Source organism: Caviibacterium pharyngocola (assembly GCF_002795405.1).
Taxonomy (GTDB): Bacteria; Pseudomonadota; Gammaproteobacteria; order Enterobacterales; family Pasteurellaceae; genus Caviibacterium; species Caviibacterium pharyngocola.
Map to the genome: position 1 here is coordinate 80,934 of NZ_PHGZ01000003.1, position 22,831 is coordinate 103,764.

Sequence of the window (22,831 nt, forward strand, 5' to 3'; positions counted from 1 at the left end):
ACGAAAGTGCGGTCTTAGACTATTGACAACCTATGATGCGAAAGGGGCGTATTCCATACGCCCCTACGAAAAATTAAAAATCCATTGAAAATCAAAATGTTATGGTGTTTATGTAGGGGCGTATGGTATACGCCCCGATAATAAAAAAACTTTGTCGATAAACTGGAATATATTGTATTGTATATTGATTGTGTAGTCAGTTATTGATGAAATTGCACTTTAGGGCAAAAAATCACCGCACTTTGTCGAAAAAATAAGGCATAAATAATGCCTTAAAAAAGAGAAAAACAATGACCATTCAACCGATTTTAGACATCATAAGTCCCCATTATGCTCGCTTGGGTGAGGATATGTCCTTGCATTGCAAAATGCAGATCGTTGAAGCGGAAGCCTTGCGCTAAGTTAAGTTTGCAATCCAAAGCATAAACGATTAATTCATAGCGGTGGCGGCAATTTGGTGGCGCCATTCCGCCGTAATAAGAGGCTTCGGTAAGATCGAATTGTCCTAATACGCTTGCCCAACTGTTTGCGCCTTGAACGAAATCCGTCGCGCTTATGCTTTCGTTTTCTTCGAGAGAAGTGCGGGTTAAATCGGCGATTAACCAATGGATCCACACGAAACCGGAGGCGGTAATTGCGTCTTTATCTTCCAAGACGACAGCAAAAGATTGCGTGCCTTCGGGCGCATTATGAATTTCAAAAGGAATCGAATAAGTCGGCATTCCGTTCGGGCTGAATTGGTTTCCGCGTTTGCCGTATTTATCTTCAAACTCGCCTTGTCGAATGGCGCGGCTAATGAGCTGCATCATATTTCCTCCTGTTCGGGTTAAGAGAATTTCAGTATAAGCCTTTGTTTTTGAAAAATCTATGGGATTATTTCGATTGAAAATCCTCGGATTATTTCAAATTAAGAAGTGATTTATTTGAATGGGATCACAGTCTAACGGAAGGTTTTTTATTAGAATGAAAATGGGTTTCAGAAATAGGAGAGGGTATGAATATAAAAACTTTTTTTAGCCTGTTATCGACGGCGCGCAATCGAAATTTATTCTTTTTTTGTTTTTCCTTTCTTTTTGCCTTTGTAATGACCTTGCTGTTCTCGGACGACACATTTACTCGAATCCAAAATTACGTCTTATTTTTACTATTTTTTTCTATCAGTTTATGGGTTACGGAAGCCATTCTGCCTTTTTCAGTCAGTATCTTGATCATCGGTTTTTTAGTTTTGATTATGGGAAAAAGCGAAGCTTACGATGCAATGAAATATTTGCAAACGTGGTCGGATAGCGTGATTTGGCTGTTTTTAGGCGGTTTTTTCCTCGCCGAAGCAATGAAAAAAACTAAACTGGATTTGATGCTATTAAAAGCCGTGTTGCCGAAATTCGGTACTAATCCGGTTTATGTATTGTGGGGATTGATGTTAGTTACGGCGATAATGTCAATGTTAATGAGTAACACGGCGACAACGGCAATGATGATCGCCACCGTCAGTCCGTTATTTTCCGGCTTAGGAAATCGCATAAATTTATCGAAAGCCTTATTGCTCGGCATTCCGGCGGCAGCTTCGGTCGGCGGAATGGGCACGATTATCGGCTCCGCACCGAATGCGATTGCCGTCGGCGCCTTGGAAAAATTAGGTTATCCGATTTCTTTTTTAGAATGGATGATCGTCGGCACGCCGCTCGCTTTCGTGTTGTTATTTATTTTCTGGAAAGTGTTGGTGAAAAAATACAATGTGGCGGAACAGGGCGATTTGGATTTTGATTTTTTATCGGTGACGCAACAAAGTGAAAGTGTGCAAGAGAAAACTCATAAGGGCATCGTGTTGATTATTTTGGCGATTACCTTGTTTTGCTGGTTGACTTCCAAATGGATCGGCATTCCGGTTGCCGCTGCGTCAGGCATTCCGATTGTGGGATTAACAATGTTAGGCGTGTTGGATGCGAAAGATGTGCGTCAATTACCTTGGGATACTTTAATGCTGGTCGCCGGCGGGCTAGCCTTGGGATTGGCGATCGAAGAACAACAAATCGCAACGCATTTTGTTGAGAAAATCAGCGGTATTCAAGTCAGTTTCATAAGCTTATTGGTGTTGTTCGGCTTTATCACCGTTCTTTTGTCCAACTTTATGAGTAACACTGCGGCGACAACCATTCTTATTCCGATGGGCGTATCCCTCTTGGCGATGATTAACGGCGACGATGTCAATCCGATGATTTTACCGTTAGTGATCGGATTAAGCGCCTCTTGCGCATTATTCTTACCGGTTTCCACCCCACCGAACGCCATAGCTTTCAGTACGGGTTTAGTAAAACAATCGGAATTCCGCTTAGGCGGCATTGTCATCGGGCTTTTAGGGCCAATACTCAGCATTATTTGGATATTGGCAACCAGCTTGTTGTGGTAAAACAAACAGAAAAATCACCGCACTTTAGTGTTATGTTTGCACTAAAAGGTGAATAAATAAGAAGATAGGGTGGACGGAAGTTCACCTTATTCCATTCCCCTCATATTCATTTTTGTGGACTTACGCCCATTCTACCAATTATTGTTAATTGAATAAAAAATACTCGACATTTGTTTTTTTTTGTTCAAATAAGCCTGTTTTTTAATCTTATCTAAACAGGAGTTTTCTATGCAATTTTCTCGTATTTTTCGTTTAACTGCGTTGGCAATGTTATGTTTTAGTGGCGTTGTTCAGGCAAATAATTCTGCGGAGTCAATGTCTTTTGATGATGTAGTGCAGGCTTATGAAGATAAACAATATGATAAAGCCTTTAAAGGGTTTTTATATTACGCCGAAAAAGGAGATACAGCAGCTCAATTTTATTTAGCTCTTATGTATGATGATGGGCAAGGTGTTACAAAAGATGATAAACAAGCGGTTTATTGGTATGAAAAAGCGGCGGAACAAGGAGATGCACAAGCTCAATTCAATTTAGCCGTTATGTATAGAAAAGGGCAAGGTGTCACGAAAGATGATAAACAAGCGGTTTATTGGTATCAAAAGGCGGCGGAGCAAGGAAATGCAAAAGCTCAAAATAATTTAGCTTTTATGTATGGGAATGGGCTAGGTGTCACAAAAGATGATAAACAAGCGGCTTATTGGTATCAAAAAGCGGCGGAGCAAGGAAATGCAAAAGCTCAATTTAGTTTAGCCGTTATGTATAGAAAAGGGCAAGGTGTCGCAAAAGATGATAAACAAGCGGTTTATTGGTATCAAAAAGCGGCGGAGCAAGGAAATGCAACCGCTCAAAATAATTTAGCTTTTATGTATGGGAATGGGCTGGGTGTTGCAAAAGATGATAAAGAAGCGGCTTATTGGTATCAAGAAGCGGCGAAACAAGGAGATTCGGATGCTCAATTTAATTTAGCCATTATGTATAAGAAAGGACAAGGTGTCACAAAAGATGTGAAACAAGCGGTTTATTGGTATCAAAAATCGGCGGAGCAAGGAAATGCAAGTGCTCAAAATAATTTAGCATCTATGTATGAGCACGGAGAAGGTGTCAAAAAAGATGCTAAACAAGCGGCTTATTGGTATCAAAAAGCGGCGGAACAAGGAGATGCAATGGCCCAATTTAATTTAGGTGTGATATATTTTAAAGGACAAGGTGTAAAAAAAGATACTAAAAAAGCTAAAGCGCTTTTTAAACAAGCTTGTGATGGTGGTGATAGTGACGGCTGTAAAAACTATCAAATTTTATCTAAATAATTTTTAACTAAGGGAGTAATATTAATGCAAAGTTCATATTCAATTTTGGGATTTTTAGAGCCGTAGGATGGGCTTTGCAAGTGAAAATCGGAAAATAAACAAGGGCGTTTGAAAAACGCCCTTTTTGCGCCGTTAAATAATCGCGCGGTACAAAATTATAACGTCGCCGCTTTCATATTACGCACGAATTCGGCAAGTTCGGTTAAACATTGGGCGTGATTATCTAAATTACGTTCAATGATTTTTACCGTGGCGGAGCCGGAAATCGCACCGGCAGCGCCTAGAGCCAATGCCTCTTTCACTTGTTCCGGTCGGGCGATGCCGAAACCTTGTAGAATCGGTGCGGAGCCGTGTTTTTTCAGTTGCTCGACTAAATTATCCAAATTCGCCGCGTGGCTTTGGTTTTCTGCGCTAGTCACGCCGGCGCGCGAAACTAAATAGGTATAGCCCTCGGTGTGTTCGGCGATGCCTTGAACGGTTTGTTCGTCCGCATTCGGCGGGCAAATAAACACCGGTTGTACGCCGTGTTTTTTCGCCGTTTGAATATAAGGTTGCGCCGCCAATAACGGAATATCGGCAACCAAAACGGCATCCACGCCGATTTGTGCGCAGCGGTGATAAAAACCGTCCAAAGTTTGCGCATAAATTAAATTGGCGCAAAGTAATAAGCTTATCGGAATATTCGGATATTTCGACCGCACTTTTTCTAATAAGCGGAAGCTTTCTTCCGTGCTGCAACCGGCGTTTAACGCGCGATTATTTGCCGCTTGAATCACCGGCCCGTCCAATAGCGGATCGGAAAACGGAAAACCGAGTTCAAGCGCGTCCGCACCGTTATCCACCAAGGTGCAAATAATCTCAAAAGAGCGGTCGAAATCCGGATCGCAAAGGGTGACGAAAGGCACGAATGCACCTTGACTTTGCGCGCTTAATTGTGCGAATTTTTGTTCAAAACGTCCCATTAGATCGCTCCTTTTTCCGTTAAAATTTTATCCACTGTAAAAATATCTTTATCGCCCCGACCGGACAAATTCACCACTAATAGCTGTTCTTTATCCGGATTTTGTTTAATTAATTTTAAAGCGTGCGCCAATGCGTGCGAACTTTCCAATGCAGGAATAATGCCTTCGTGGCGGGCTAAGGCTTGGAAAGCGTCAAGGGCTTCGTCATCGGTGATACTTTCGTATTCGGCGCGTCCGATAGCGTGCAAATGCGCGTGTTGCGGCCCAACGGAAGGGAAGTCCAATCCGGCGGAAATGCTGTAAGATTCTTCGATTTGTCCGTCTTTGGTTTGCATAATCGGTGATTTCATTCCGAAATAAATCCCGACCGTGCCGTGGCGCAACGGTGCGCCGTGTTCGCCGGTTGCAATGCCTTTGCCCGCCGGTTCGATACCGATTAAACGGACGGATTTTTCTTCGATGAAATCGGCGAACATTCCGATTGCGTTGGATCCGCCGCCGACAGCTGCGATTACGGCATCAGGCAAGCGACCTTCTTTTTCTAAAATTTGGCGTTTGGTTTCTTCGCCGATCATTTTTTGAAACTCGCGCACAATGGTCGGGAACGGATGCGGGCCTGCCGCCGTGCCTAATAAATAATGGGTGTTTTCATAGTTTGCCGACCAATCGCGCATCGCTTCGCAGCAGGCGTCTTTTAACGAACAGGATCCTTTTTGCACGGACACCACTTCCGCGCCCATTAAACGCATCCGAAATACGTTAGGCGATTGGCGTTCCACATCTTTCGCGCCCATATAAATTTTGCACGGCATATTTAACATTGCACAAGCTAATGCGGTGGCAACACCGTGTTGTCCCGCACCGGTTTCGGCGATAATGCGGGTTTTTCCCATTCGTTTGGCAAGTAAAATTTGACCTAACACCTGATTGGTTTTATGTGCGCCGCCGTGTAATAAATCTTCGCGTTTTAAGTAAAGTTTGGTTTTGCTGCCTTGAGTTAAATTACGGCATAAAGTGAGAGCGGTCGGGCGGCCGGCGTAATTTTTCAGTAAATCTTGGAATTCCTGTTGAAACGCTGGATCGTCTTTTGCTTCAACGAAGGCTTTTTCCAGCTGTTTTAATACCGGCACCAAAATTTCCGGAACATACATTCCGCCGAATTCACCGAAATAAGGGTTTAAAATTGTGTCTGACATAGTGCTTCCTTTGACTAAGTGTTTTAACTTCTTTCATACTACTACACTAGTACATAAAAGTGTAGTGTTTTTTATAAAAAACACCCCACTTTTTCAAGCAGGGTGATGAATTAAGGTGATTCTTGAGAAATAAGTTAATTATCTAATATACGGTTAAATAATTGTGCCAGTTTAGTGTGATCCTTTATTCCTGCCGAACTTTCTACGCCGGAATTTAGATCAATGCCTAAACAATGCTGCGCAAGTGCCGAATCCAAATTCTCTGCATTGATACCGCCGGCGAGCATTATGCTATCTTTAAGTTCGGCGGGAATGGTTGCCCAATTAAAGGTTTCGCCGGTGCCGCCTTGGCGATTGCCGTTTTTGCTGTCGAAAACGTAGCGATCAACGGCGGAAATCGGCTGAATTTGCACCGCACTTTGTTGTTCGGTATCCACGGAAATCGCGCGCCAAATTTGGCAATTTGGTGTTAATTCGGTGCGAAGTGCGGTGATAAATTCTTCCGTTTCCGAGCCGTGTAATTGCACGGCAAATAAGTTTAATTGCGCGGCAATTTTGCAAATAAAATCAATAGGTTGATTTTGAAATACGCCGACAAAACGTAACGGCGCTTGCACCACGAGTTCTTGCGCTTGGCGTAATGACAGGCAACGCGGCGATTTTTCCGCAAAAATCAAGCCGCCGTATAACGCACCTTGTGCATAAACGGCGCGGACATCTTGCGGGCGGGTTAAGCCGCAGACTTTGTTTTCGCCGAAGATAATGGCGCGAATCGCGCTGTTTAAATCTTCGCTACCCATTAAGCTACTGCCAATCAGGAAAGCGTGCACATAAGGTTTTAACTGTTGCACTTGGCGATGAGAATAAATGCCTGATTCGCTGATAATAATGCGATCCGCCGGAATCTGGCGGGCAAGCGACGGCGTGCGATTTAAATCGACGGACAAATCGTGTAAATCGCGATTATTAATGCCGATAACTTTTGCGCCCAGCGCAATGGCGCGATCCAATTCCGCTTGATTGGAGGTTTCGGTTAAAACGCCCATTCCTAAGCTATGGGCTAAATTCGCTAAGCGCATATAGGTTTCGTCATCCACCACCGAAAGCATTAATAAAATCGCGTCCGCGTGGTGATAACGCGCCAGATACACTTGGTATTCATCTACGATAAAATCTTTACATAGCACCGGTTGGGCGACAATATCGCGCACTTTTTTGATATAAGCGAAATTGCCTTGAAAGTATTTTTCATCGGTTAACACGGAAACCGCCGCCGCATAATGCTTATAAACGTTGGCAATGGCGTCCAAATTAAATTCGGCGCGAATTAAGCCTTTCGACGGTGAGGCTTTTTTACATTCCAAAATATAAGCGGGACGTTGATGCGTGCCTTTCGCCAGCGCCGTATAAAAAGAGCGGTCGGATTTTGTGATATTTTGTTTAAAACTTTCAAGCGGAAATACCGCTTGTTTTTGTTTGATCCATTCGATTTTATCCAGCACGATTTTTTGTAAAATCGTCGGTTTGTCGTTTAAATTCATTGTTGTCATAAGTGTTGTGTCGGCTGAGAAAATTGGTCAATATTATACGCGTTTTATTCGCCGATGATAGCGGATAAAACGCGTAGAAGGCAACGGGTTAATAGCGAGTTAATGCGGTTAATGTGTCGTAGGCTTTGCCGGTTGCCAAAAGATTCAAGACTTTTTCCGCATTATGTTTCAGATCTTCGTTGCCGAATAATTTGAGTAATAATGCCGTGTTCATTGCGACGGCTTGGGTGTGTTCGGGTTTGCCGTTGCCTTGTAAAAGTGCGGTGATCATTCGTGCATTTTCTTGCGGATCGCCGCCGCGTAAGCTTTCTAAAGGCTGTGGTTCAAAACCGAAATCATAAGGTGACAGGGTATAGCGCTCGATTTTGCCGTCGCGCACTTCGGCAACGTCCGTTTTACCGTGAATCGCCACTTCGTCCAAGCCGGCGCCGTGTACGATAATTGTATGTTTATGGCCTAAACGCGCTACGGTTTCCGCATAAGGCTGAATTAAATCCGGCGAATAAACGCCTAATAATTGATGTTTCGGGCGCGCCGGATTACATAGCGGGCCTAATATATTGAAGATCGTGCGTGTTTTTAGCGCTTGGCGCACCGGAACGGCGTGTTTAAAACCGGGATGATATTGCTGCGCCCATAAAAAACATAGATTAATTTCATCTAAGGCGCGGCGCGCGGTGTCGGCATCCATATTGATTCTTACGCCCAAGGCAGTGAGTACGTCGCTTGCGCCGCTTTTGCTGGAGACGCTGCGATTGCCGTGTTTGGCGACTTTAATACCGCAAGCGGCGGCGGTGATTGCCGAGGCGGTGGAAATATTAATGGTATCTGCGTTATCGCCGCCGGTGCCGACAATATCGGCGAAGGCGTAATTCGGTGTCGGGAACGGCTGTGCATTGGCGATCACAGCATTTACCGCGCCGCTGATTTCCTCCGGCGTTTCGCCGCGTAATTTGAGGGCGATTAAGGCGCCGGCGAGCTGTTCGTTGCTTAATTCGCCTTGTACGACAGCGGTGAATAAGCTTTGCGCTTGTTCTTGGGTTAAGGTTTTTTTATCAAATAATAAGCCGAGTAGTTGATCGATTTGCATAATATCTTCCTTTATTTTTATTAAAGTGCGGTGTTTTTTAGCGATAGATACTGTAAGTTAAGTCGTTTGCTTCATCGCCGGTCATTCCGCGGAATCCCCAGCAATGCGCCGGTTGCTCTTTTATGGTGATTTCAATATCAATCGGCGAAATGTCTAACTTATCTTCTAATTCGCAAAACAGCATTTTGATTAAGCGTTTTTTGGTAAATTCCGTTCGTCCTTGCATTAGATTAATTTCGATCACGGTAAAATCTTCGCTGCGACCTTCCGGATAAAAATAATCTTCCGCGTCCAAGCCGATAAAACGTAATGCGTGTTTTTTCGGCGGAATATCCAGTTCCAAATGCAAACAGTGGAAAATAATTTCCATTAATGCTTGTTTGCGCGGGCTGAGGCGGTGTTTGAGTCCGTAAACGATAATCATCGCAATGTCCTTATTGATTTAATAACCAGTGAATCGCATTTTCCAATAATTTCGAGCCTTGCACGGTTAAAATGCTTTCCGGATGAAATTGGAAACCGCAAATCGGCAAGTCTTGATGACGAAATGCCATAATAATTCCGTTGTAATCGGCGTTGACAATCAATTCCGGTGGCAATTCGCTGCCCATTAGGGAATGATAACGCGCAACGGGCATTGGGTTACTTAGTCCGGCGAACATTGCTTGTTCGTCGTGGTGAATCGCCGATACTTTGCCGTGCAACACTTCGCCGGCGTGAATCACTTTGCCGCCGAAAGCTTCGATTAAGGCTTGATGACCGAGGCAAATGCCGATCATCGGAATTTTGCCGATTAATTGTTTGATTAACGGCAATAAATTGCCCGCTTCGGCGGGATTCCCCGGACCGGGCGACAGAGCCAAAATGGTGTTCGGTTGTGCGAGGGCGATTTTTTCCAATAAATCCAGATCGCAATCGTTGCGATAAATTTGGACTTGGTGTCCCAATGTGCGGAATTGATCAACCAAGTTATAAGTAAATGAGTCAAAATTATCTAAAAAAACGATGTTTGCCATAATTTATTCCTTATCCTCGGCTGTTGGTTTGAATAATCGCATTAACGACGGCTTTGGCTTTGTGACGGGTTTCGTCCGCTTCCGCTTGCGGATCGGAATCCAATACTTCGCCGCAACCTGCTTGAATATAGGCGATGTCGTTTTGTACGAACGCAGAACGAATTACAATACAGGTATCGAAATTGCCGTCGGAAGAAAGATAGCCCACCGCGCCGCCGTAGCTGTGGCGTTTTTGTCCTTCGAAACGATAAATCAACTGCATTGCTTTAATTTTCGGCGCACCGGTGAGCGTGCCCATATTCATACAGGCTTGATAAGCGTGCAGTGCGTCCAATTCGGGACGAAGCCGTCCGACGACGCGGGAAACCAAATGCATAATGTGCGAATAGCGATCCACTTGCATTAGATTTTTCACATAGCGCGTACCGCTTTGGCAGACGCGGGCGATGTCGTTACGCGCCAAATCCACCAGCATCAAATGCTCCGCCAATTCTTTTTTATCCAAACGCAACTCCAGTTCCAAACGCGCATCCAATTCCGGATCGATATTGCCTTGTGCATCGAATCCGCGCGGGCGAGATCCGGCAATCGGATAGATTTCTAATTGGCGATCTTGCGCCGAATATTTCAGTGCACTTTCCGGCGAGGCGCAAAATAAGGTGAAATCTTCATCTTGCATATACACCATATAAGGGCTCGGATTATTACGTTTTAATTGACGGTAGGCGGCGAGAGAATTCGGGCAAGCCAAGGAAAAACGGCGCGAAGGCACGATTTGAAACACATCGCCGATATTAATATGATGTTTCAAATCCTGAATAATTTGCTTGAATTTGTCGTCGTCCAAATCGGTGGAAACTTCAGTGGATGCCGCTTGAATCGGCAAGTGCGGTTCGATTTTTTGTAATTTTCGGCTGATTTCTACCGCACTTTGTTGCAAAGCGGCTTGTTCGCGTTGGTTGAAACAGAAGGTTTGTAAAACCGTTTGTTGTTTTTGATGATCGATAACCAATAAATTTTCGGCTAAATAAAACACATAATCCGGACAAGTTAAACCGTCGTCATTCAAGGTGATATTTTCCATCGGAATAAAAGAAGCAACCAAATCATAAGCAAAAAGCCCGCCGAGCAACACCGGCGTATCGCTGTGACGATACAGATCCGTAATGCAGCGCAATCCGTCGAACACGGTGACGGATTGCAATTTGCTGTCTTCGTCAAGATTCGGGTTTAACGGGAAAAATTCAACGACAAGCTGATTTGGCATATCGACGGAAACGGATACCAAACCCTGTAACTTTTCTTTAATTAGCGGTAATACGGCATATCCGTTGGGAGTTAATGCATTAAATGTGACAACTTGACCGATACAGCTGATTTTCACTGCCGGATTGATCAACAACAGGCTTTTCAGACTGTTTTTGCTAGTGATCTCGGCGGACTCCAATAAAAGGGTATTTTTCTGTTCTTTGCAGAGTGTCGCAAAAACCGCCGTCGGATCGTTGTGATAATCAACGGGGCGGCTTAATGCGGAGATAAAAGGTTGAGACATTGCGGCATTCCTTTGTAAAATTATTTTGTACTATTAAACTAGTGCATTATTATTTTGTCAAGGAATATCTTTATTTTTCTTGGATTGTTCGAAACAAAAAAGAAAATAGGGGAGAGCGGATAAAAACAAGGCGGGTGCAACGACCCGCCGAGTATGTTGGTTGATAAAAATGCAATTAAAGTGCGGTAACAATTTGATCGATTTTCGCTTTTGCCGCAGTTTGCGCTTTTTCAATGGCTTCCGGCCCGAATCCGATAGCTTCCGCATAAACGAATTGTACGTCGGTAATGCCGATAAAGCCTAAGAAGGTTTTTAAATACGGAGTGACTAAATCCGTCGCTTGTCCTTGGTGAATCCCGCCGAATGCCGCTAATACAATGGCTTTTTTGCCGGTTACTAAACCTTCCGCACCGTTTGCACCGTATTGGAATGTGACACGCGGGCGTGCGATAAAATCAATGTAGCTTTTTAATTGTGTCGGAATGTTAAAATTATACATCGGCGCGTTGATCACAATGGTATCGGCGTTTTTTAACTCGGCGACAAGCTGATCGGAAAGCGCGACTAAAGCAAGTTCTTGTTCGGTTTTCGGTTCGCCGCGTAAGGCATTTGCCGTCACGCCGTCGAAATAAGGGAGCGGATTTGCCGCAAGATCACGTTCAACCACATTGGCATTTTGCAATTTTGAAACGAAATAATCGGAAAGCTGATTGGTTTGTGAGTTATCGGCAAGAATGCTTGATTTTAATACTAATACGTTGTTCATAAGTTATCCTTTTGTGATTCGGAAATAAAATTCTCGTCCATTATAAAAGTTATTTTTCAGAAATAAACCTTGTTTTTAGAAAAATATTATTAACCTATTGGAAATAATCAAAAAGAAAATTGCACTTTAGTCGGGATCCGTTATGATAATCGGTCTTTTATTATCATTAATTGAAGGAAATATTTATGTGGTCTGAATTGTTGTTTGGCTACGGATTATTTATTTTGGAAATTTTAACCGTATTGTTGTTATTAATCGGCGGAATTGCCTTGATTATCAGCTTGAAACAGAAAAAAACTCAACAAAGCGGCGAATTAGTGATTACGGATTTATCGGCGGAATATAAGGAAAATCACACAAAATTGCGCGATTTTCATTTAACCGACGAAGCCTTTAAGCAAGCGGAAAAAGCGCGTAAAAAAGAGGAAAAACGCAAACTAAAAGCGGAAAAAAGTAAGGCGAAAAAAGGTGAAGCGGTTAACGAACGAAAACCACACCTTTTCGTACTGAATTTTCACGGCGATATTTCGGCAAGCGAAACCGCTGCGTTGCGTGAAGAAATCAGCGCCATTGTGTCGGTTGCCGAACCCAATGATGAAGTGTTGTTGCGTTTAGAAAGTCCCGGCGGCGTGGTGCACGGCTATGGGCTTGCCGCTTCGCAATTAATGCGATTAAAACAGCACAATATTAAATTAACCGTTGCCGTGGATAAAGTGGCGGCAAGCGGTGGTTATATGATGGCTTGTACGGCGGATAAAATTGTCGCCGCGCCTTTTGCCGTGATCGGTTCGATCGGCGTTGTAGCACAAGTGCCGAATATTCACCGTTTATTGAAAAAACACCAAGTGGATGTGGATGTGATGACCGCGGGCGAATATAAACGCACGGTGACGGTGTTGGGTGAGAATACCGAAAAAGGCAAACAAAAATTCCAACAAGAATTGGAAGAAACTCACGAATTATTCAAGCATTTTGTCGCACAAAATCGCCCGCAACTTCAGATCGAACGAATTGCAACCGGCGAACACTGGTTTGGTAAACAAGCGCTTGAATTAAATTTAGTGGACGAAATCGGTACTAGCGACGATATTATTTTAAATGCCTTGAAAGAAAAAACCGTCTTGTCGGTTAAATATGTCACGAAGAAAAGCCTGATACAAAAACTGGGAAAACAAGCCGAAGAAAGCGCCGAAAGTATCATAATGCGCGGTTTAAACCAGAAAACTCGGTTTTTTTAAACGCGAAAACGGAAATCACATTTAAGAACTGACAAAAGTGACGTAATCAATCGGAAGAATCAATGTTCCGGTCTGATCTTTTATGTGATTTAAACAACTTTACATAAGTTGACAAAATTGCTTGTGTTTTATGCATTTATCAATTTACTTTAGGGTAAATTCTGATTAGTATATTGAATTGAAATTTAAGCGATTTCAAGATAACCGTATTTATTGAGTAATGTTAAATCTTTTTAATTTCAAGGTTTAGCGGTAATTTTTGTGAACGGCTTACTGAAAAGTATATCTCATAAACTATTAAGGTAAAACAAATGAAATTCTCACATTTTTTATTCTCTGCAGTTGCGGCGACAACGCTAGCGGCTTGTGGTAACCTAAGTAACGTAACCGACGAAGGCACTTCGGACAATTTGGTTTGGCCGAAAATCGATCAATCCGTATTTAACCACGACGGTAGCCAATTCGGTTCTTGGCCGAACTGGGATAATGTTCGTATGGTTGAACGCGGTATGAATAAAGATCAACTTTATAACCTATTGGGTCGCCCGCATTTTGCGGAAGGTCTATACGGCGTGCGTGAATGGGATTACGCATTCAACTATCGCGAAAACGGCGTGCATAAAATCTGTCAATATAAAGTCTTATTTGACAAAGATATGAATGCGCAAAACTTCTATTGGTATCCGAACGGCTGTAACGGAAATTCTTCATTCAGCTTAAGCGGTGACTTCTTATTCGATTTCGATAAAGATACTTTAACTGCAAAAGGTGTTGAAGTTGTTGATAATGTTGCGGCACAATTAAAATCTTCCGGTGCGAAAAACGTTAAAGTTGCCGGTTTCACCGACAGATTGGGTAGCGTAGAATACAACTTGGATCTTTCCCAACGTCGTGCAAATCGCGTTAAAGCACGCTTAATTCAACAAGGTGTAAACGCGGATATTTCTGCCGTAGGTTATGGTAAAGCACAACAAGTTAAAGCTTGTGAAAACGAATCCGGTCAAGCATTAAGAGACTGTTTACGTCCTAACCGCCGTGTAGAAATTTCTGCATCAGGTACTGTCTTGAAACAACAAGAAAGCGGCACACAACAAGGTGGCGCAACAGGTCCTGCACCGTTATATCAAAAATAGTATTTTGGGATTTATCTAGATCTAGAAATGAAAGACTAAGTCGATAATCGGCTTGGTCTTTTTTATTATTAATGGGTTAGGTTTTAGCTGTATAATTAATAAAATTATTCGTGCGAACGACGATAAATCTCACCTAATATTTTCTTTTGTTGCCCGAATACATTTTCTAATTGTGCTAAGAAAAGTTCGCCTGCCGAAATAGCATCAATCAATGCATTGTGTCCGACATATTCAGGAAGATGATATTTATTGCGAACGTGAGTAAGTTGATAATGATTGTCTTGATTTTGCGTTAGAGAACGTTCGATCTTTAATGTATCTAGCCACAGCAAAGGAAATTGCGTTAAATTGTACCGCACTTTGAGATAATGCAAGATAAAACGTTTCTCGATATTAGAACCGTGCGCAATGACAATACGTCCTTGTATTAATTCAAACAACCTATTCATCGTATCATCTAAGGTCTCAGCATCATTGAGCATTTGTGGTAGTATATGATTAATTACCGCTGTATCTTTTTTTACTTCCTGTTCTTCTGCCACAAATTGATGCCAAGCCTTGGAGATATCTAAAGTTAGATTATCAATGGGAACAGCCGCAACACTGAGAATATTATCCATCATCGAATTCAAACCTGTGGTTTCAAAATCAATGACGAGAAAAGATAGTGCGGTCAAATCTGACGAGATTTTGGGATAAGGCTGTTGAAACAACGCTCGCCATTTTGGTGTTATATCATTTTGAGCTAGAAAAGCTTTACGTTGTTTTTCTAATTTATTTAACGGGTGAAAATGCTGAAATAATTGTTTAATCATCGGATAATTCCCCGTTGTGAAAAGCGTAATTCTGCTGCTTCTTGGAACTTGGCAATTAAACGGAAAGCATCTTTTAAATGGTTGCGTTCAAAGGTCGTAAGCTGGCTTGGGTCAATATGGTTATTGAGTTCTTGCTGATGTTGCAAGGCGTTAGCTTGATATTTAAAGCGCATATTACAAACAAACTGATAAGCCTCTAATGCATTATCCACGGTTTCCTGATTAATTATTCCTTGCTTATAGCAATATTTAAAACGTTGCTCTGTGGACATCGTTTGTGGTAAGCCAGCAGCAAGAGCATAAATACGGGCAAGATCGACCAATAAACTAATGGCTCGTTTTTTCAAATTCAGTTTATTTTTATGCTCACCTTCTTTCACCAAAACAAAGTTACGGAAAATGCTGAGTGGCGGTTTAACACGAATACTGTTCGCTACCAAAAACGCCAAGAAACGTTTATTATTTGCCACTAAATCTACAAAATAATGCTGCAATTCTTCGACTAAACTGAGATCACCGAAAATACCACGCATATCCATTAATACGGAAGCATTTAGTAAACTTGCAAGTTCAGGATTAATAATCCATTGTTCAAAGTTGGTTTTCCATTGTTCAATAGGTTGGCGCCAAGCTGGATTGCTCGCCATATAATTTCCACTGCAATAAGCATAACCGCATTGATGTAAACCATCGTTGACAAACTTCGCTAATTGCACAAAATAATCCTGTTCAAGTGCGGTCAGTTTTCGCTCTAAAATAATGGCGTTGTCCTGATCGGATAATAGGTGCATTTCGTAACGGGCTTGTGAACCGGCAACAATCCACGCATAACGGCAAGGAGGCTTGCCTAGATGATGTTCTGCCATCATCAAGAGTTTACGAGCAAAAGCATCGGCAATTAAGGTCGTAACGTGCATAATATTGTTATATGCCACACCATTTTCTACTAATGCTTTAAATAAATCCGGTAGCTGTTTGGCAATATTCACAAGCAGAGGCAAAGTGTTAGCTTGGAAGATATGATTGATCAAAAACACTGATTGAATACTGTTTTGTTTCACCAAATCTGTGGCAGTTAAAATGCCTTGCACTTGATCATCTATAATCACTGGTAGGCTGCGAATATTATGTTGCATCATCATCGAAACCGCATTCAGCACCAATTCATTGCCATTAATCACTGGTGGATTAGTCGTCATCACTTCGGTCACTAGTGTATTCACGTCCAAGCCTTTTGCTACCACTTTTTTGGTCATATCCCTGTCGTGAATAATGCCGATAATCTTATTTTCTTGCATTACTAAAGCGGAAGAACGGCGTTGTTGACACATTTTTAGTGCCGCTTGTTGCAAGCTAGTTTGTGCATCAATCAGGGCAATCTTCGGGTTTGCCACATCAATAACTTTTTTCATAAAAATATCATTTTGATTTTTCAGAACGTTATTTTGGGCAAAACGATTTAATCTTGTGCCAGCATCAGCGGAAAAATGCGCTGCATATTCGGGAAATTGCTTTAATAATTCATTTAAGCGAGAAAAAGGAATTTGATAAATCAGGCTGTTTTCTAGGGCATAAGCTTGGTATTTATCTTGCTCCGCCTGATTAAAAATACTGAAACCGAAACAGTCACCTTCTTCCAATCTGGCTCGAAGCTGTCCGGATTGATTAAGCTGTTCAACGGAGCCCATTCGTACAATATAGAGATAATCGTTATTGCTGAGTTGTGAATGTAAGGTGATTTGTTCACCTTTTGGCACATAGCGGATTTCAATATTGTGTGCTGCTAAGCGAATAAAGTCATCGGGCAAATGGCTAAAAGGTGGAACTTGTGCAATAAAGAGTTCGATATTGGGGATAAGTGAGCTGTCCATAATAAAACCTATCAGTGGCAATCAATAAACCTTAATCCTAAACAAAAAAGTGCGGTGATTTCTACCGCACTTTTGCTATTAATTTCTATAATTAATTTTTACGATTTTTCCAAAGTTTAATCAATCTTCTGTAACGCTCAGATGTTTCTTTAATTAAACCTTCATCATCCAATTTTCCGGCTAACCAGTCTACGGACGGTTGTCCGAAGATGGTACGACCGACGGCAAAACCTTTCACTAACGGCGCATTGGCGGATGCTTTGAAGACATTTTCAAAAACCGCTTCCGGTGCGTCTAAGCCAAGGATTAAGATACCACGACAATGTTTATCGTTCGCTTCAATCACTTTGCTTAATTCTGCCCAAGTTTCTGCGGATACGCCCGGTAATTTCCACCAATCCGGTTTAATACCGATTGAATAGAAGTGGGAAACCATATCCACATAATAGCGTTCTTTTTGTTCCATATCCGCCGGTAGAATGATTTCTAACAATAATTCGTGACCGGTACGGCAGCAGGCGCGATACACTTCTTTTAAGGTCGCATCTTGATCCGCTTTTAATTCCGCTTTATCAGCAGGATGATAGAACGTTAAGCATTTCACAACGTGTTCTGCCGGCCAGTTGATTAATTGGCTACCTAAATCACCGTGTTCTAAACGTAATGGACGGGATGACGGTAATTCAATCGGACGACCAATCCACCATTTTTTACCGGTGATTTCATTTAGAGCCGCTTGACCGAAAGTAGTATCTGCGAGGATACCTGCATTACCGTTATAAATGCCTTCTTCTTTAGCAGTTTGTTCAGCGGCTTTTAATAATAATGTTTTTAGTTTTGGAATACGTTTCGGATCCGCACCGCACTTCGTAGCCATATCCACTAATTGTTTACGATGGTCAAAGGCAAAAATGCACAAATCGTCCCATTGTTGTTTTCTAGTGGTAACACGATGTAAGTGATTTAATTTGTCATCTAAATCAGGACGTGGCACGGATTCCGCACGAGAGAGATAATCATCCAATTCTTCTTTAGTCGGCATAGCCGGCGCACAACCGTGGCGAGAAACTACTAATGCACCGCAAGCGTTCGCATAGCGGCAACATTGTTCCCAGCTTTCACCGTTGATATAACCACGCAATAGACCTGACATAAAGGCATCGCCTGCGCCCAATACATTTAATACTTCTACACGCACACCGTAAACGTTAATACCACCATCAATATGATCCGGAATATCGCCTTCAAATACGGAGCAGCCTAATGCACCGCGTTTACACACTAAAGTTGCATTGCTCACTTTGCGTACATTTTTTAATGCAGTTAAAGTATCTGTTGAACCGCCTGCAATATGGAATTCTTCTTCCGTTCCTACTAAGACATCAAAATGATGTAATACTTCCTGTAGGGATTTGGTAACGGCTTCGGAGTCGATAAAACGAGTTTCACCATCACCTAAAGAAGTTAACCCCCAAAGTACCGGACGATAATCAATATCCAGTAAGCGTTTTGTGCCATTGCGACCGGCATATTCAAGAGCAGTCAATACCGCGTGACGGGTTTTCGGATGGGATAAATGTGTACCGGTAATAGCAAGTGCTTTAGCGGAAGCAATATAGGCTTCGTCAAAGTCATCGGCGGTAATCGCCATATCCGCACAGTTGTCACGATAGAAAATTAATGGAAAAGTATCTTGGTCTTTAATGCCTAAAATCACTAAGGCGGTTAAACGTTCTTTATCGGTGATTAAATGACTGGTATCAACGCCTAAACGTTGTAATTCTTCACGCAAGAAACGTCCCATATGCTCATCGCCTACACGAGCCAACATTGAGGATTTCACACCTTGTACCGCCGTACCGTAAGCTACGTTACCGGATGAACCACCGAGATATTTAGCGAAAGAACTCACATCTTCCAAACGAGAACCGATTTGTTGTGCATATAAATCCACGGCAACGCGGCCAAGACAAATAAGATCTAATGTTTTTTCTGTTTTCATTGCGCCTTTCCTTAGTGATGAAACTATCACAAAAAACTAATTGAAATAAAATATGGCTAAATTGAAACATATATTTCAAAAAAGTCTAGAAATAAAATTAACATTTGAGATATTGATCACAAAGATTAATTTCAGCCTAAGTAAATAAGCTATTTTTAGTGCAAAATAAAAATGAAATTTTTCTTTCAAAGTAGTATAGTATGTGAGCGTTGGGGACGCAAAACCGATAATTTTTATTTTTAATTAGGGACCAAATAAAGGTTGGAGAGAACAATGCAAGAACATTCCAAATTAGTTAATTTACAAAATGAAATTCGCTTGCGCTACGGATCATTAAGTAAACGCTTAAAACAGGTCGCTCAGTATGTTTTAGATAATCACAACAGTGTGGTTTTTGATACGGTGGCGACAATCTCTGAACGGGCAGAAGTACCACCTTCAACATTGATTCGGTTTGCTAATGCATTCGGTTTTAGTGGTTTTAATGAAATGAAACAAATTTTCCGAGAAAATCTGATCGAAGAAACAGTAAGTTATACGGAACGTTTACAAGTTTTTCGCCAGCTTGAACCAGAACAAAGCGGTCAGGATCGACCAAAAGATATTTTAAATATTTTTGCTCAAGCGAATACGCAATCATTACAGCAACTCAGTAATCAGACCTCCTCAGAACAACTCAAAAGTGCGGTAGAAATTTTAAACGATGCGCAAAATATTTTTATCATAGGTTTGAAGCGTTCTTTTAGTGTTGCTTGTTATTTAGATTATGCGCTACACCATTTAGATTGCCGCTCTTTTGTGATTAATGGGTTGGGCGGAATGTTTGACGAACAACTTAATCAAGTAAAAAGTGGTGACGTTATTGTTGCAATTAGCTTTTCTCCTTATGCGAAAGAAACTTTAGAAATTATGAGTGCGACATCAAAAAAAGATGTAAAACATATTGCAATTACGGATAGCCAGATTAGCCCACTTATTGCTTTTAGTGATGTCTCATTTGTGATTAAAGAAGCGCAAGTTAGCGGATTCCGATCTCAATGTGCAACAATGACATTAGTGCAAACGCTTGCGATTGCATTAGGTTTAGAAAAAGAAAAAAGATCAATGGAAAATTCTTAAGAATCTTATAAATCAGATTTCTTACTTTTACCGTTTCAAAAAATTGGGCTGGAAATTCCAGCCCTTATCAGTTTTCAATGTCGCTTTATTTAAATTTTTCGGCATATTCTTGGCTATTGATCCACTGATGATCTTCCTCCCAAGTAAAACGCCATTTTCTAACAGGTCCAGCCATAACATTGAGATAATAGTTATCATAACCGGCTATTGTCGCAACGGGGTGATAACCACGCGGAACTTGTACTACATCACCGTCATAGACAGCCATACATTCATCTAATGAACGATCATCGGTATAAACACGTTGCAGACAAAATCCTTGAGAAGGATTAAATCGATGATAATAGGTTTCTTCCAAATAGGTTTCATTTGCATTGTCTTTTTGATCGTGCTTATGACTTGGATAAGAACTTGTATTGCCTTCGTCAGTGAACACTTCCACCACTAATAACGCATCGGCAATTTCCGTTTCCGGTAAAATATTGTGCACTAAACGCTTGTTATTACCGAAACCACGTTGTTCAACACCTACGTGTTCAGGCGTAATTAAACGCACAGGTAAGCTACCTTGACTCGGTGCACGGCATACTGCTAATTCTAAATAGGTTTCCGCTTTAATCTCTGCTTGTTGATTATGCGGTACATAAACGGAATAAGGTGGGATTTTTTCAAAAGGCGTTGCACGATTACCGATATTGGCAAAGATCTGTCCTCCGGCAGAAACGGTCGCTTTACCGGTTACTAATACAAAACAGACTTCCGTTCCTTCTGTATCAAATGTTAAGGTTTGGCCAACCTGTAAATGATACATTTCAAAACCTACATATTCCCAACCGGCATTTTCTGGTGTGACCTTTTGTACTTCACCGTTTGCGGTAGGATTGTGTTTTCTGGATTTTGATAATAGATAACTCATATTTCATTTCCCTCATTTTTGAGAATTATTCGCTAATTTCAGCCAAAATCATACCGCACTTGATAAATTTAGCTATAAAAAAATATAAAAGTTAAGACATAGATCACAAAAATGAAACAATTATTTCGTTTTCAATAAAATAAATTGAAAATTTTATTTCATTGTTCTAATCTAGTAACCAACAAGCTGCGGCTTGCAATTTATCTAAAACAAAATATATAAGGAGTAAATAATGGAAACGGTTTTGAATTTTATTAATGGCAAACAAGTTCCAAGCAAAGGTACTATTGCTTGGCCAATTTATAATCCGGCAACCGGTGAGCAAATTCGTCAGGTGATGATGAGTACACCTGATGAAGTGAATGAAGCAGTTGAAGTAGCACAAAAAGCATTTCCTGCTTGGGCTGCAACCTCTCCATTGCGTCGTGCTCGTGTAATGTTCAAATTCAAACAATTATTAGAACGTGATTGGGACGATTTAGCCAGCTTAATTACCGAAGAACACGGTAAAGTATTTTCTGATGCACAAGGTGAATTAACTCGTGGTTTGGAAGTTGTTGAGTTTGCTTGTGGTATTCCACATTTAGTGAAAGGTGAGTTTTCAGAGCAAGCTGGTCGTGGTATTGATATTCATTCGGCAATGCAACCTTTAGGTGTTTGCGTAGGGATTACACCATTTAACTTCCCTGCAATGGTGCCAATGTGGATGTTCCCGATTGCGATTGCTTGTGGTAATACTTTTATTTTAAAACCGGCGAAAGCAGATCCTTCATTATCTATCCGCTTAGCAGAATTATTAAAAGAGGCAGGATTGCCGGATGGCGTATTCAACGTGGTGCACGGTGATCGTCACGATAATGAAATTTTGTTACAAGATTCCCGTGTTAAAGCAGTAAGTTTTGTGGGTTCAACTACTGCTGCTGCCCACGTTCACGCAATGGGTTCTGCACACGGTAAACGTGTTCAAGCATTAGGTGCTGCAAAGAACCACGGCTTAGTAATGCCTGATGTGGATATTGAGGCAACGGCTAACGCCTTATTAGGTGCGGCGTTTGGTGCGGCGGGTGAACGTTGTATGGCGTTGCCATTAGCAATTACTATTGATGATGAAACTGCAGATAAACTAGTTGCAGCATTAAAACCAAAAGTGGAAGCTTTGCGCTATGGTCCGGGTTTAACTCCAGAAGGTGAAAAAGAAAATGACTTCGGTCCATTAATTACTCGTCAACATCGTGATAATGTAAAACGTTATGTAGATATCGGTGTCGAAGAGGGCGCAACTCTTGTGGTGGATGGTCGTGATAAATTCCCTCAAGGTTATGAAAATGGATTCTTTATTGGCGGTTGCTTATTTGACCACGTTACACCGGAAATGACCATTTACAAAGAAGAAATCTTTGGGCCAGTTTTAGGTATTGTTCGCGCGAAAAGTTTCCAAGAAGCGATGAAACTTATTAATGAACATCAATTTGGTAATGGTGCGGCGATTTTCACCAATAACGGTGCGGCAGCTCGTGAATTCACCTATAGCGTGCAAGCAGGTATGGTGGGCGTAAATGTGCCAATTCCTGTACCAATGGCGTTCCATTGCTTCGGTGGTTGGAAAGACTCAGCATACGGTGCATTAAATGCTTATGGCCCGGATGGTGTGCGCTTCTACACCAAAATGAAAACTGTCACTACTCGTTGGCCAGAACAAAATGTCGCTCATCAAGCGGCATTTAGTATGCCAACCTTATAATAGGTCAAAAAAACTCAGTGAGTAATGTAAAGAAGATAGTCTTGTGGCTATCTTCTTTTGTATGAAATTCAAAAATACAGCATTTTCCTTTAAAAGTGCGGTCTTTTTTTATTGAGTTTATTTTGATCATATTTCTTGATAAATCAAAC

At 41.6% G+C, this 22,831-nt stretch carries 19 protein-coding genes; 6 read left to right on the plus strand and 13 right to left on the minus strand.

Translation table 11 applies throughout. The features are described from left to right. Positions 1–308: 308 nt before the first annotated feature. Positions 309–806, minus strand: coding sequence for a YbhB/YbcL family Raf kinase inhibitor-like protein (locus tag CVP04_RS00850; RefSeq protein ID WP_100295631.1), 498 nt, complete (start codon positions 804–806; stop codon positions 309–311). 188 nt (positions 807–994) lie between these two features. Between CVP04_RS00850 and CVP04_RS00855 the strand changes: the two genes are divergently transcribed. Next, on the plus strand, positions 995–2,407 hold the full coding sequence (locus CVP04_RS00855; RefSeq protein WP_243385054.1) for an SLC13 family permease: 1,413 nt from the start codon (positions 995–997) through the stop codon (positions 2,405–2,407). A 228-nt stretch (positions 2,408–2,635) separates the two neighbouring features. Next, on the plus strand, positions 2,636–3,715 hold the full coding sequence (locus CVP04_RS00860) for an SEL1-like repeat protein (RefSeq protein WP_207761599.1): 1,080 nt from the start codon (positions 2,636–2,638) through the stop codon (positions 3,713–3,715). A gap of 155 nt (positions 3,716–3,870) precedes the next feature. On the opposite strand, the gene trpA is transcribed toward CVP04_RS00860, so the two are convergent. From trpA to CVP04_RS00900, 8 genes are all read right to left on the minus strand, one after another. Beyond that, a complete protein-coding gene (gene trpA / locus CVP04_RS00865; RefSeq protein ID WP_100295632.1) occupies positions 3,871–4,677 on the minus strand; it encodes a tryptophan synthase subunit alpha in 807 nt (268 codons plus the stop codon). Then, positions 4,677–5,873 (minus strand): tryptophan synthase subunit beta, encoded by a 1,197-nt coding sequence (gene trpB, locus CVP04_RS00870; RefSeq protein ID WP_100295633.1) that lies wholly within the window; start codon positions 5,871–5,873, stop codon positions 4,677–4,679. Before trpB ends, trpA begins: the two co-directional genes overlap by 1 nt. Positions 5,874–6,007: 134 nt before the next feature. Further along, entirely contained in the window at positions 6,008–7,414 is a 1,407-nt protein-coding gene (gene trpCF / locus CVP04_RS00875; RefSeq protein ID WP_100295718.1) for a bifunctional indole-3-glycerol-phosphate synthase TrpC/phosphoribosylanthranilate isomerase TrpF, read from the minus strand. Positions 7,415–7,511: 97 nt separating this feature from the next. Beyond that, positions 7,512–8,513, minus strand: coding sequence for an anthranilate phosphoribosyltransferase (gene trpD / locus CVP04_RS00880; RefSeq protein WP_100295634.1), 1,002 nt, complete (start codon positions 8,511–8,513; stop codon positions 7,512–7,514). 37 nt (positions 8,514–8,550) lie between these two features. Beyond that, complete coding sequence (locus CVP04_RS00885; RefSeq protein WP_100295635.1) at positions 8,551–8,937, minus strand: tautomerase family protein; 387 nt, start codon at positions 8,935–8,937, stop codon at positions 8,551–8,553. Between the two features lie 10 nt (positions 8,938–8,947). Next, entirely contained in the window at positions 8,948–9,529 is a 582-nt protein-coding gene (locus tag CVP04_RS00890; RefSeq protein WP_100295636.1) for an aminodeoxychorismate/anthranilate synthase component II, read from the minus strand. Between the two features lie 10 nt (positions 9,530–9,539). Next, positions 9,540–11,081, minus strand: a complete 1,542-nt coding sequence (gene trpE / locus CVP04_RS00895; RefSeq protein ID WP_100295637.1) for an anthranilate synthase component I — start codon at positions 11,079–11,081, stop codon at positions 9,540–9,542. A 175-nt stretch (positions 11,082–11,256) separates the two neighbouring features. After that, positions 11,257–11,847 carry an FMN-dependent NADH-azoreductase gene (locus CVP04_RS00900; RefSeq protein WP_100295638.1) on the minus strand — a complete coding sequence of 197 codons (591 nt, stop codon included), beginning with the start codon at positions 11,845–11,847 and terminating at the stop codon, positions 11,257–11,259. Positions 11,848–12,032: 185 nt separating this feature from the next. Between CVP04_RS00900 and sohB the strand changes: the two genes are divergently transcribed. Both sohB and CVP04_RS00910 read left to right on the plus strand, forming a co-directional pair. After that, complete coding sequence (gene sohB / locus CVP04_RS00905; RefSeq protein ID WP_100295639.1) at positions 12,033–13,085, plus strand: protease SohB; 1,053 nt, start codon at positions 12,033–12,035, stop codon at positions 13,083–13,085. A 311-nt stretch (positions 13,086–13,396) separates the two neighbouring features. After that, positions 13,397–14,218 (plus strand): OmpA family protein, encoded by an 822-nt coding sequence (locus tag CVP04_RS00910; RefSeq protein WP_100295640.1) that lies wholly within the window; start codon positions 13,397–13,399, stop codon positions 14,216–14,218. Positions 14,219–14,322: 104 nt separating this feature from the next. Here the strand turns inward: CVP04_RS00910 and CVP04_RS00915 are convergent, their stop codons facing one another. The 3 genes from CVP04_RS00915 to CVP04_RS00925 form a co-directional block, all read right to left on the minus strand. Further along, on the minus strand, positions 14,323–15,033 hold the full coding sequence (locus CVP04_RS00915; RefSeq protein WP_100295641.1) for a 3'-5' exonuclease: 711 nt from the start codon (positions 15,031–15,033) through the stop codon (positions 14,323–14,325). Beyond that, positions 15,030–16,904, minus strand: a complete 1,875-nt coding sequence (locus tag CVP04_RS00920; RefSeq protein WP_100295642.1) for a DUF294 nucleotidyltransferase-like domain-containing protein — start codon at positions 16,902–16,904, stop codon at positions 15,030–15,032. Before CVP04_RS00920 ends, CVP04_RS00915 begins: the two co-directional genes overlap by 4 nt. Before the next feature lie 91 nt (positions 16,905–16,995). Beyond that, the gene (locus CVP04_RS00925; protein ID WP_100295643.1) at positions 16,996–18,906 is read right to left on the minus strand and encodes a bifunctional 5-dehydro-2-deoxygluconokinase/5-dehydro-2-deoxyphosphogluconate aldolase; all 1,911 of its coding nucleotides are present in this window, start codon (positions 18,904–18,906) and stop codon (positions 16,996–16,998) included. Positions 18,907–19,179: 273 nt separating this feature from the next. Between CVP04_RS00925 and CVP04_RS00930 the strand changes: the two genes are divergently transcribed. After that, entirely contained in the window at positions 19,180–20,025 is an 846-nt protein-coding gene (locus CVP04_RS00930; RefSeq protein WP_100295644.1) for a MurR/RpiR family transcriptional regulator, read from the plus strand. Positions 20,026–20,110: 85 nt separating this feature from the next. Here the strand turns inward: CVP04_RS00930 and iolB are convergent, their stop codons facing one another. Continuing rightward, entirely contained in the window at positions 20,111–20,941 is an 831-nt protein-coding gene (gene iolB, locus CVP04_RS00935; RefSeq protein WP_100295645.1) for a 5-deoxy-glucuronate isomerase, read from the minus strand. 232 nt (positions 20,942–21,173) lie between these two features. Between iolB and CVP04_RS00940 the strand changes: the two genes are divergently transcribed. Further along, positions 21,174–22,682, plus strand: a complete 1,509-nt coding sequence (locus CVP04_RS00940) for a CoA-acylating methylmalonate-semialdehyde dehydrogenase (protein ID WP_100295646.1) — start codon at positions 21,174–21,176, stop codon at positions 22,680–22,682. Positions 22,683–22,831 lie beyond the last annotated feature (149 nt).

Bases quoted from the DNA above. Each gene is read 5' to 3' on its own strand.
- CVP04_RS00850 (WP_100295631.1), bottom strand. From the start codon at position 806: ATGCAGCTCATTAGCCGCGCCATTCGACAAGGCGAGTTTGAAGATAAA.
- CVP04_RS00855 (WP_243385054.1), top strand. From the start codon at position 995: ATGAATATAAAAACTTTTTTTAGCCTGTTATCGACGGCGCGCAATCGA.
- CVP04_RS00860 (WP_207761599.1), top strand. From the start codon at position 2,636: ATGCAATTTTCTCGTATTTTTCGTTTAACTGCGTTGGCAATGTTATGT.
- trpA (WP_100295632.1), bottom strand. From the start codon at position 4,677: ATGGGACGTTTTGAACAAAAATTCGCACAATTAAGCGCGCAAAGTCAA.
- trpB (WP_100295633.1), bottom strand. From the start codon at position 5,873: ATGTCAGACACAATTTTAAACCCTTATTTCGGTGAATTCGGCGGAATG.
- trpCF (WP_100295718.1), bottom strand. From the start codon at position 7,414: ATGAATTTAAACGACAAACCGACGATTTTACAAAAAATCGTGCTGGAT.
- trpD (WP_100295634.1), bottom strand. From the start codon at position 8,513: ATGCAAATCGATCAACTACTCGGCTTATTATTTGATAAAAAAACCTTA.
- CVP04_RS00885 (WP_100295635.1), bottom strand. From the start codon at position 8,937: ATGATTATCGTTTACGGACTCAAACACCGCCTCAGCCCGCGCAAACAA.
- CVP04_RS00890 (WP_100295636.1), bottom strand. From the start codon at position 9,529: ATGGCAAACATCGTTTTTTTAGATAATTTTGACTCATTTACTTATAAC.
- trpE (WP_100295637.1), bottom strand. From the start codon at position 11,081: ATGTCTCAACCTTTTATCTCCGCATTAAGCCGCCCCGTTGATTATCAC.
- CVP04_RS00900 (WP_100295638.1), bottom strand. From the start codon at position 11,847: ATGAACAACGTATTAGTATTAAAATCAAGCATTCTTGCCGATAACTCA.
- sohB (WP_100295639.1), top strand. From the start codon at position 12,033: ATGTGGTCTGAATTGTTGTTTGGCTACGGATTATTTATTTTGGAAATT.
- CVP04_RS00910 (WP_100295640.1), top strand. From the start codon at position 13,397: ATGAAATTCTCACATTTTTTATTCTCTGCAGTTGCGGCGACAACGCTA.
- CVP04_RS00915 (WP_100295641.1), bottom strand. From the start codon at position 15,033: ATGATTAAACAATTATTTCAGCATTTTCACCCGTTAAATAAATTAGAA.
- CVP04_RS00920 (WP_100295642.1), bottom strand. From the start codon at position 16,904: ATGGACAGCTCACTTATCCCCAATATCGAACTCTTTATTGCACAAGTT.
- CVP04_RS00925 (WP_100295643.1), bottom strand. From the start codon at position 18,906: ATGAAAACAGAAAAAACATTAGATCTTATTTGTCTTGGCCGCGTTGCC.
- CVP04_RS00930 (WP_100295644.1), top strand. From the start codon at position 19,180: ATGCAAGAACATTCCAAATTAGTTAATTTACAAAATGAAATTCGCTTG.
- iolB (WP_100295645.1), bottom strand. From the start codon at position 20,941: ATGAGTTATCTATTATCAAAATCCAGAAAACACAATCCTACCGCAAAC.
- CVP04_RS00940 (WP_100295646.1), top strand. From the start codon at position 21,174: ATGGAAACGGTTTTGAATTTTATTAATGGCAAACAAGTTCCAAGCAAA.